The organism is Klebsiella sp. GW_Kp182 (genome assembly GCF_040062275.1).
GTDB lineage: Bacteria > Pseudomonadota > Gammaproteobacteria > Enterobacterales > Enterobacteriaceae > Klebsiella > Klebsiella michiganensis.
Map to the genome: position 1 here is coordinate 184,048 of NZ_JBEAFQ010000006.1, position 10,165 is coordinate 194,212.

A 10,165-nucleotide genomic window follows, 5' to 3' on the forward strand; every position below is an offset into this window, starting at 1 on the left:
CAATTTGTCCGAAGCGTGAGGTTTTGAAAATGACAACATCCAATCCTGATATCCAACCCGCGGTACAGCACAGCGCGCAGGTCGCTATTGCCGGCGCCGGTCCGGTTGGCCTGACCATCGCCAACTACCTCGGGCAGATGGGCGTCAGCGTCGTGCTGATTGAGAAGCTCGAGTCGCTGATCGATTATCCCCGCGCCATCGGTATCGACGATGAGGCGCTGCGGGCGATGCAGGCGGTGGGGCTGGTCGACAACGTGCTGCCGCATACTACGCCGTGGCACGCGATGCGCTTTCTCACCCCGAAAGGGCGCTGCTTTGCCGATATTCAGCCGATGACCGACGAGTTTGGCTGGTCGCGCCGCAATGCGTTTATTCAGCCGCAGGTGGACGCGGTGCTGTACGACGGCCTCAGCCGTTTCCCCCACGTGCGCTGCCTGTTTTCCCGCGAAGTAGAGGCCTTTAGCCAGAATAGTGACGGTGTCACCCTGAACGTCAAAGGCAGCGACGGCGAGCGGGAAACCGTGCGCGCCGACTGGCTGGTGGCCTGCGACGGCGGAGCCAGCTTCATTCGTCGCGCGCTGAATATTCCCTTCGAAGGCAAAACCGCGCCGAATCAATGGATTGTTATTGATATCGCCAACGATCCGCTGGCGACGCCGCACGTCTACCTGTGCTGCGACCCGGTGCGCCCGTACGTCTCCGCCGCGCTGCCGCACGGGGTACGGCGTTTCGAATTTATGGTCATGCCCGGAGAAACCGAAGCCCAGCTCAGCGAGCCGCGCAAGATGCGCCAGCTATTGAGCAAGGTGCTGCCGGACCCGGATAACGTCGAGCTGATCCGCCAGCGCGTCTACACCCACAACGCGCGCATCGCCGAACGCTTTCGCGTCGATCGCGTACTGCTGGCGGGCGACGCGGCGCACATCATGCCGGTGTGGCAGGGGCAGGGCTACAACAGCGGTATGCGCGACGCCTTTAACCTGGCCTGGAAGCTGGCACTGGTGGTGAACGGCAAAGCCGGAGAGGCGCTGCTGGACAGCTACCAACAGGAGCGGCGCGATCACGCCAAAGCGATGATCGACCTGTCGGTCACCGCCGGCAACGTCCTGGCGCCGCCGAAACGCTGGCACGGCGCGGTGCGCGACGGCGTTTCGTGGCTGCTCAACTATCTGCCGCCGGTTAAACGCTACTTCCTTGAAATGCGTTTCAAGCCAATGCCGCAGTATCGCGACGGCGCGCTGCTGGCGGAAGGCGAAAGCAAAACGTCCCCGGTCGGCAAAATGTTTATCCAGCCGAAGGTGACGCTGGAAAACGGGCAGGTGACGCTGCTCGATGAGGTGATTGGCGCCAGATTCGCCATTATCGCCTGGGGCTGTAATCCGCAGTGGGGGCTCAACGATGAACAAATAGCCCGCTGGCGCGCGGTCGGGGTGCGCTTTATCCAGGTGGTGCCGGAGGTGCAGATTCATTGCGATCAGGACAACGTGCCCGGCGTTATCCGCATCGGCGATACGCAAAACCGCCTGAAAAGCTGGTTCGCGCAGCACGATACCGCCATTGCCGTGGTGCGTCCGGACCGCTTCGTAGCCACCGTGGCCATCCCGCAAACCCTGAGCAAAAAGCTCGACGCGCTGGCGAGCAAGATGCAGCTGGCTTCCGCGCAGGCGGCAACAACGATTGAACAGGTGGCCTGATATGAACGCATATCTTCATTGCCTCTCCCATACCCCGCTGGTGGGCTACGTTGACCCGGAACAGGCGGTGCTGGACGAAGTGAACGGCACCATCGCCGACGCGCGGGCGCGCATTGCCGCCTTCGACCCGGAGCTGGTGGTGCTGTTTGCTCCCGATCACTACAACGGCTTTTTCTACGATGTGATGCCGCCGTTCTGTTTAGGCATCGGGGCGACCGCTATCGGCGACTTCAGCAGCGCCAGCGGCGTCCTGCCGGTGCCGACGGCGCTGGCGGAGGCCTGCGCCCACGCGGTGATGAAAGAGGGCATCGATCTGGCGGTCTCCTACTGCATGCAGGTGGATCACGGCTTTGCGCAACCGCTGGAGTTCCTGCTCGGCGGGCTGGATACCCTGCCGGTTCTGCCGGTGTTTATCAACGGCTTGGCGTCGCCGCTGCCGGGCTTTCAGCGCACCCGCATGCTGGGCGAAGCCATTGGCCGCTTCCTGACCACCCTCAATAAACGGGTATTAATCCTTGGCTCCGGCGGCCTGTCGCATCAGCCGCCGGTACCGGAGCTGGCGAAGGCCGATGCCCATATGCGCGACCGGCTGCTGGGCAGCGGCAGGCAGCTGCCGCCGGACGAGCGTGAACTGCGCCAGCAGCGGGTCATTAGCGCGGCGAAGCAGTTTATCGAGGACCAGAACTCGCTCTATCCGCTCAACCCCGTCTGGGATACCCGCTTTATGAGCCTTCTGGAGCAGGGGCGGCTGGCGGAGCTGGATGCCGTCAGTAACGAAGAGCTGTCGGCAATGGCTGGGAAATCGACGCACGAAATTAAAACCTGGGTGGCCGCCTTTGCCGCGCTATCCGCATTTGGCCGCTGGCGCTGCGAAGGCCGCTATTACCGACCAATCCCCGAGTGGATTGCCGGATTTGGCTCGCTGAGCGCCGCCGCGCAGAACTGAATTAACGGGAGAATATGATGAGCTACCAACCGCAAACCGAAGCCGCCACCAGCCGTTTCCTCAACGTGGAAGAGGGCGGAGAAACATTACGCATCCATTTTAATGACTGCGGCGAGGGCGACGAAACCGTGGTCCTGCTGCACGGCTCTGGCCCCGGGGCTACCGGCTGGGCCAACTTTAGCCGCAATATCGACCCGCTGGTCGAGGCGGGCTACCGGGTCATTCTGCTGGACTGCCCCGGCTGGGGAAAAAGCGATTCTATCGTCAACCGCGGCTCCCGTTCCGACCTGAACGCCAGGGTGCTGAAAAGCGTGATTGACCAGCTGGATATCAGCAAAGTGCATCTGCTGGGCAATTCGATGGGCGGACACAGCGCGGTGGCCTTTACCCTCAGCTGGCCGGAGCGCGTCGGCAAACTGGTGCTGATGGGCGGCGGAACCGGCGGCATGAGCCTGTTTACGCCGATGCCGACGGAAGGCATCAAGCTGCTGAACGGCCTGTACCGTGAGCCGACCATCGAAAACCTGAAAAAGATGATGAACATCTTTGTCTTCGATACCCGCGATTTGACCGACGCGCTGTTTGAAGCGCGCCTCAATAATATGCTGTCGCGCCGGGAGCATCTGGATAATTTCGTCCAAAGCCTGGAAGCCAACCCGAAGCAGTTCCCGGATTTTAGCCCGCGTCTCGGCGAAATCCGCGCGCAGACCCTGATCGTCTGGGGGCGTAACGATCGCTTTGTACCGATGGACGCCGGGCTGCGCCTGCTGGCGGGTATTAACGGTTCCGAACTACATATCTATCGCGACTGCGGCCACTGGGCGCAGTGGGAGCACGCGGAGAGCTTTAACCAGCTGGTGCTCGATTTTCTGGCGCGTACCTGAGGAGTGCTGATGACAACCTTATCTCTTGAACAACTGGCGCAGCGTCTGCGTGAGGCGGAAAGCCGCGGCCAGGCGATTGAACCGCTGCGCGATGCGCTCGGCGTTGACAACGCGGAAGCGGCCTACGCCATCCAGCGGATGAACGTGCAGCACCACGTGGCGAACGGCCGCCGGGTGGCGGGACGCAAGGTGGGGCTGACCCATCCTAAAGTGCAGCAGCAGCTGGGCGTTGACCAGCCGGACTTCGGCACCCTGTTTGCCGACATGTGCTACGGCGATAACGCCGATGTGCCGTTCTCCCGGGTGCTGCAGCCGAAAGTGGAGGCCGAAATCGCCCTGGTGCTGAAACGCGATCTGCCGCATGCCGATACCACCTTTGATGAACTGTACGCCGCCATCGACTGGGTGCTTCCCGCGCTGGAGGTGGTCGGCAGCCGTATTCGCGACTGGTCGATTGGCTTTGTCGATACGGTCGCCGATAACGCCTCCTGCGGCGTTTACGTGCTGGGTAGCCCGGCGCGGCGCCCGGATGGGCTGGATCTGAAAAACTGCGCGATGCGCATGACCCGTAACGAGGAAGAGGTCTCCAGCGGGCGCGGCAGCGAATGTCTTGGCCATCCGCTGAACGCGGCGGTGTGGCTGGCGCGCAAAATGGCCAGCCTCGGCGAGCCGCTGCGGGCGGGGGATATCGTGCTGACCGGGGCGTTAGGCCCGATGGTGGCGATTACCGCCGGCGATCGTTTTGCCGCCCATATCGACGGTTTAGGTTCAGTGGCGGCGACCTTTGTCGCCAAAGAGGAAGAGAGTGATGAGTAAACGTAAAGTCGCCATTATCGGCTCCGGCAATATCGGCACCGATTTAATGATCAAAATTCTGCGCCACGGGCAGCACCTGGAGATGGCGGTAATGGTCGGCATCGACCCCGAGTCCGACGGCCTGGCCCGCGCCCGGCGCATGGGCGTCGCCACCACGCACGAGGGCGTTGGCGGCCTGATGCAGATGGCGGAATTCGCCGATATCGATGTGGTTTTTGACGCCACCAGCGCCGGAGCGCACGTGAAAAACGACGTCGCGCTGCGGGAAGCCAGGCCGGGGATCCGGGTGATCGACCTGACCCCGGCGGCCATCGGCCCGTACTGCGTGCCGGTGGTCAATCTCGAGGCCAATCTGGCCGAAGGCAACGTCAATATGGTGACCTGCGGCGGCCAGGCCACCATCCCGATGGTGGCGGCGGTCTCTCGGGTGGCAAAAGTGCACTATGCGGAGATCGTCGCCTCAATTGCCAGCAAATCCGCCGGGCCGGGGACGCGCGCCAACATTGATGAATTTACCGAAACCACCTCGCAGGCCATTGAGAAAGTGGGCGGCGCGGCGAAAGGCAAAGCGATTATCGTGCTGAATCCGGCGGAGCCGCCGCTGATGATGCGCGACACCGTTTATGTCCTGAGCGAAGCGGCATCGCAGCAGGCGATTGCCGCTTCGATCGCCGAGATGGCGGCGGCGGTGCAGGCCTACGTGCCGGGATATCGCCTGAAGCAGCAGGTACAGTTTGAGGTCATCCCGGAAGATAAACCGGTAAACCTGCCGGGCGTCGGCCGCTTCTCCGGCCTGAAAACGGCGGTTTATCTCGAGGTCGAAGGGGCGGCGCACTATCTGCCAGCCTACGCGGGTAACCTCGATATTATGACGTCGGCGGCGCTGGCGACGGCGGAAAAAATGGCCCAGGCGATGAACGACGCGGCGGGAGAAGCAGCATGAACGGCAAAAAACTCTATATTTCAGACGTGACCCTGCGCGACGGGATGCACGCGATTCGTCATCAATACTCGCTCGACAATGTGCGCCAGATTGCCCGGGCGCTGGATTGCGCGGGCGTCGATTCGATAGAGGTGGCCCACGGCGACGGTCTGCAGGGTTCCAGCTTTAACTACGGCTTCGGCGCGTACAGCGACCTGCAGTGGATTGAGGCGGCGGCGGAGTCGGTCAGCCAGGCGAAGATCGCCACTTTATTGCTACCCGGCATTGGCACTCTGCACGACCTGAAAAACGCGTATCAGGCCGGGGCGCGGGTGGTGCGCGTGGCGACCCACTGCACCGAGGCGGATGTTTCCGCGCAGCATATCGCCTTCGCCCGCGAGCTGGGCATGGACACCGTCGGCTTCCTGATGATGAGCCATATGACCTCCCCGGAACAGCTGGCGCAGCAGGCGCTGAAGATGGAATCCTACGGCGCCACCTGTATTTACGTGGTGGATTCCGGCGGGGCGATGAACATGAACGATATTCGCGATCGCTTCCGCGCCCTCAAGGCGGTGCTGAAGCCGGAAACCGCCACCGGGATGCACGCGCACCATAACCTCAGTCTCGGCGTGGCCAACTCCATCGCCGCGGTGGAAGAGGGCTGCGACCGTATCGATGCCAGCCTGGCGGGGATGGGGGCCGGGGCGGGCAACGCGCCGCTGGAGGTGTTTATCGCCGCCGCCGATAAGCTCGGCTGGAATCACGGTACCGATCTGTATGCTCTGATGAACGCCGCCGATGAGCTGGTGCGCCCGCTGCAGGATCGCCCGGTGCGGGTTGACCGCGAAACGCTGGCGCTGGGCTATGCCGGGGTTTACTCCAGCTTTCTGCGCCACAGCGAAGCGGCCGCCGGGCGCTACGGCCTGAGCGCGGTGGATATCCTCGTCGAGCTCGGCAAGCGGCGGATGGTGGGCGGTCAGGAGGATATGATCGTCGACGTCGCGCTGGATCTGCTTAACCGCAGCAAATAAAAGCAACGCGCGGCTGGCAACGTATCAGCCGCCATTCACCTGCTCCGCTTGTCCGGATATCGCAAAGGTACCCTATGACCCAAACAACGACTGCAAGCAATTCGCGCCTGATGTTAACCGTCGGGCTCTGTTTTATGGTGGCCCTGATGGAAGGGCTGGATCTGCAGGCGGCAGGCATCGCCGCCGTAGGCATGGCGCAGGCGTTCGCGCTGGATAAAATGCAGATGGGCTGGATTTTCAGCGCCGGGATCCTCGGCCTGCTGCCCGGCGCGCTGGTGGGCGGCATGCTGGCGGATCGCTATGGCCGCAAGCGAATTCTGCTGGGCTCGGTGCTGCTCTTTGGCCTGTTCTCAATCGCTACCGCGCTGGCGTGGAATTATCCCACGCTGCTGCTGGCCCGGCTGCTGACCGGCGCCGGCCTGGGCGCGGCGCTGCCGAATCTGATTGCCTTAACCTCCGAGGCCGCCGGCCCCCGCTTTCGCGGAAGGGCGGTCAGCCTGATGTACTGCGGCGTCCCCATCGGCGCGGCGCTGGCGGCGGCGCTGGGCTTTTTCGGCCTTGCCGCGGCCTGGCAAACGGTGTTCTGGATCGGCGGTATCGTTCCGCTGCTGCTGGTGCCGCTGCTGCTGCGCTGGCTGCCGGAATCGCCGGTGTTTCAGCGCAGCGCGCGGGGCGTGCCGCTGCGCACGCTCCTCGCGCCGGGCAACGCTACCGCCACGCTGCTGCTGTGGCTGTGCTATTTTTTCACGCTGCTGGTGGTCTATATGCTGATCAACTGGCTGCCGATGCTGTTAGTCGGCCAGGGGTTCAGCCCCAGCGAGGCGGCGGGGGTGATGTTTGTCCTGCAGTTTGGCGCCGCCTGCGGCACGCTGCTGCTGGGGGCGCTGATGGATAAGCTCAGCCCGCTGTGGATGTCGCTGCTGATCTATACCGGCATGCTGGCGTCGCTGCTGGCGCTGGGGACCGCGTCCTCGCTGACCGCAATGCTCTTCTCCGGCTTTGTCGCCGGACTGTTTGCCACCGGTGGCCAGAGCGTGCTTTACGCGCTGGCTCCGCTGTTCTATCGCACCGAAATCCGCGCCACCGGCGTGGGGACGGCGGTGGCGATTGGCCGTCTCGGCGCGATGAGCGGTCCGCTGCTGGCGGGCAAAATGCTGGCGCTGGGCACCGGCACCGTCGGGGTGATGGCCGCGTCTGCTCCCGGCATTCTGCTGGCGGGCGCGGCGGTGTTCTGGCTGATGAGCCGACAAAAGCGCACGGCGCTGGCCTGAGCATTTTCGCTGATTCCCGGGGGCGGCGCGGTAAAGCCGCGCCTTGCCCGGGCTACCGGACTGGTAGCCCGGGGATCCGCCTTGCGCATCTCGCTACTTTGGCATAGGTTAAATCATCATCCATTGATTCTTCCGAGCATCATGTCTTTTACATCCCGCTTACTGAGCGATATCCCCGGTATCCGCTACGCCTTTCTCGACGTTCATGAAACCGCCGCCTTTCCCTATAGCGAAATGGCGCCGGTTAAACTGGTTCACAGCAATATCGTACATGAGTATCGGGCGCCGCAGGCGGAGCGCCCCCACGCCGATGCGATGTTTACCGCCGTCAGCGGGCAAAAGATGGGCGTGGTGACCGCCGACTGTCTGCCGCTGCTGATGGCGTCGCGCGATGGGCGCTATGTCTGCAGCGTGCACGCAGGCTGGCGCGGCGCGGCCAGCGGGATTATCGAAAATAGCCTCGCGCTGTTTCAGCGTTATCACGTCGACCCGCAAGATCTGGTGGTGGTGAGCGGGCCGCATATTCACCCCTGCTGCTATGAAGTCACCGGCGACTTCTACCAGGCGCTGCTGGCGATGCCCGCCGGCGAGCTGGCAAAACGCCATCGGGAGCAGCTCTTCCTGTCCCATCAGGCAGCGTCGGAGGGGGAGCAGGCGAAAGCGACCGCGGGCGACAATGCGTGGTTCGATCTGCGGGCTTTTGCCCACCTCCTGCTGCGCAGCGCGGGCGTGCCGGAGGAAAACATGGAGTGGCTGGGGAGCTGCACCTACTGCACGCCGCAGCGGCTGGGGTCGTTTCGTCGGCGCACGCATTTCCCGGCGCCGAAGTCATTTCAGTACTCATGGATCATGCGCGAGCCTGATGGGGCGGGCCGATGAGACGAAATGATGTTTGATGATGTGTAACATCGGCGGGCGTTTGCTATCTCTGCACTCCTTCAAACAAGGAGGATTGCAAAATGAAATTGAACGCGTTCACTTTAACTCTCGCGCCGCTGCTGGTTGCCGGCGCGTTTTCCGCTCATGCCGGCCCGCAGGCCCACGTGGTCTGCGCTTATCACCATACGTTGGGCGATGACGCCATCATGATGTTCGGCAAACCGAATCAGGCCATGTGGCATGATTTTTTTGGTAATACCCATACCGATGCGGTTTCCACCTATCAGACGCTGCGCGACCAGCCGGAAACCACCTGCGATAACAAGGCCGACGGTTCCGCCTACCGGGTGCCATCGATGAAGCTGCCGGATGGTCAGGTGGTGACGCCGGCGTATCAAAAAACCTACTATCAGACCACCAAAGTGGAACAGTATCCGCTGCACCCGTTCCCGGCGGGTCTCGAACTGCTGGCGGGCGATCACCACGGTTCGGCGCCCAGCTCGCGCATCACCTTTTTGTGCGCTAACGGCAAAGGCTACAGCAACAAGGCCGGCGAAGTCTGTGGGCTGCGTAAAGGTGGTGATGCGGTACAGTTTAATATCGGTATTCAGTTCCCCAACTGCTGGGATGGGGTCAACCTCAAACCGGCTCACGGACACAGTAACGCGGCATACGACGTCAACGGCGCCTGTCCGAGCGACTATCCGGTGAAAATCCCGACGGTGAATATGAATGTGGCCTACGTTCTGCCGCAGATTACATCCCTGGATACCGCGAAGATTCAGCTCTCCCTGGATCCGATCATGGACGGTGAGAAGCGCGAAGAGCGCTGGGGCAGTATCTATACGGCGCACGCGGATTTTATGAACGGCTGGACGGTGGAAGGGGCGCACTATATGACCGAGCGCTGCATGAACAAGGGAATCGACTGCGGCAGCGCGGTGCCGTATCGCTTCACGACGGTGAAGGAGAATGCGCTGGTGGACAGCACCGCGCCGACGGTTGCCCATCCCGCGCCGGAAAACCTGGTGGTCAGCGATAACTGGCAAAACGGCGGGCGCACGCACAATCCGGAAACCATGACGCTGGTGAAATTCCCTATCCCGCCGCTGCCGCAGGATCAGGACGCCTCGCTGTTTAAATATCAGCTGCGGATCTACGGCGGAAAAGTGGAAACCAACGGCGCGGATCAGATCTTTTTCTATCCGGCGAGCAACGACTGGAGCGCGAACAGCGTGACCTGGAATCATCGCCCGCCCTGCAACTACAGCTCGGAGGCGTCGCTGTACCTCAATTCCAAACGCGAATACCGGATGGTGGATGTCGATAAAGCGGTGCGCAAGGCGCTGGCGGAAGGCAAAACCGAGATCTCGTGGTATATCGGCGGCGACCGCCAGGGCAATCGCTACCATTTCGACCCGGCGGACTCACAGCAGGAGCCGATGCTGATGCTGATGGGCTTTAAAAATACCCCGGAGATCTGATTGCGGCCCTTCCCCGGGCGACGGGTTCGCAGACGGCGGTGGACCTGTAGCCCGGGCAGGCGCTTGCGCCGCCCCCGGGAGCAGAGCGCAGTGCGTCATAATTCCCCGGAGGCGATGCTGCGCATCTGTCCGGGCGACGGTATGGCAGACGGCGGTGGACCTGTAGCCCGGGCAGGCGCTTTGCGCCGCCCCCGGGAGCAGAGCGCAGTGCGGCATAATTTCCCGGAGGCGATGC

The 10,165-nt window shown here is 62.6% G+C and carries 9 protein-coding genes; all 9 read left to right on the forward strand.

What is annotated here, in order from left to right; translation table 11 throughout:
- Window positions 1–29 precede the first annotated feature (29 nt).
- Window positions 30–1,694 carry a bifunctional 3-(3-hydroxy-phenyl)propionate/3-hydroxycinnamic acid hydroxylase gene (locus ABLU88_RS08450; RefSeq protein WP_025108201.1) on the forward strand — a complete coding sequence of 555 codons (1,665 nt, stop codon included), beginning with the start codon at window positions 30–32 and terminating at the stop codon, window positions 1,692–1,694.
- A 1-nt stretch (window position 1,695) separates the two neighbouring features.
- Window positions 1,696–2,640, forward strand: a complete 945-nt coding sequence (gene mhpB / locus ABLU88_RS08455) for a 2,3-dihydroxyphenylpropionate/2,3-dihydroxicinnamic acid 1,2-dioxygenase (protein WP_348836302.1) — start codon at window positions 1,696–1,698, stop codon at window positions 2,638–2,640.
- Window positions 2,641–2,657: 17 nt separating this feature from the next.
- A complete protein-coding gene (gene mhpC / locus ABLU88_RS08460) occupies window positions 2,658–3,524 on the forward strand; it encodes a 2-hydroxy-6-oxonona-2,4-dienedioate hydrolase (protein ID WP_025108200.1) in 867 nt (288 codons plus the stop codon).
- 9 nt (window positions 3,525–3,533) lie between these two features.
- Window positions 3,534–4,340 (forward strand): 2-keto-4-pentenoate hydratase, encoded by an 807-nt coding sequence (gene mhpD, locus ABLU88_RS08465; RefSeq protein WP_004851704.1) that lies wholly within the window; start codon window positions 3,534–3,536, stop codon window positions 4,338–4,340.
- The gene (mhpF, locus tag ABLU88_RS08470; RefSeq protein WP_325935082.1) at window positions 4,333–5,283 is read left to right on the forward strand and encodes an acetaldehyde dehydrogenase; all 951 of its coding nucleotides are present in this window, start codon (window positions 4,333–4,335) and stop codon (window positions 5,281–5,283) included. Before mhpD ends, mhpF begins: the two co-directional genes overlap by 8 nt.
- On the forward strand, window positions 5,280–6,296 hold the full coding sequence (mhpE, locus tag ABLU88_RS08475; protein WP_004851699.1) for a 4-hydroxy-2-oxovalerate aldolase: 1,017 nt from the start codon (window positions 5,280–5,282) through the stop codon (window positions 6,294–6,296). Before mhpF ends, mhpE begins: the two co-directional genes overlap by 4 nt.
- Before the next feature lie 74 nt (window positions 6,297–6,370).
- Window positions 6,371–7,567, forward strand: a complete 1,197-nt coding sequence (mhpT, locus tag ABLU88_RS08480) for a 3-(3-hydroxy-phenyl)propionate transporter MhpT (protein WP_348836303.1) — start codon at window positions 6,371–6,373, stop codon at window positions 7,565–7,567.
- A 141-nt stretch (window positions 7,568–7,708) separates the two neighbouring features.
- Entirely contained in the window at window positions 7,709–8,446 is a 738-nt protein-coding gene (locus ABLU88_RS08485) for a polyphenol oxidase family protein (RefSeq protein WP_014229693.1), read from the forward strand.
- An 80-nt stretch (window positions 8,447–8,526) separates the two neighbouring features.
- On the forward strand, window positions 8,527–9,930 hold the full coding sequence (locus ABLU88_RS08490) for a DUF1996 domain-containing protein (protein ID WP_348836304.1): 1,404 nt from the start codon (window positions 8,527–8,529) through the stop codon (window positions 9,928–9,930).
- Window positions 9,931–10,165: the final 235 nt, after the last annotated feature.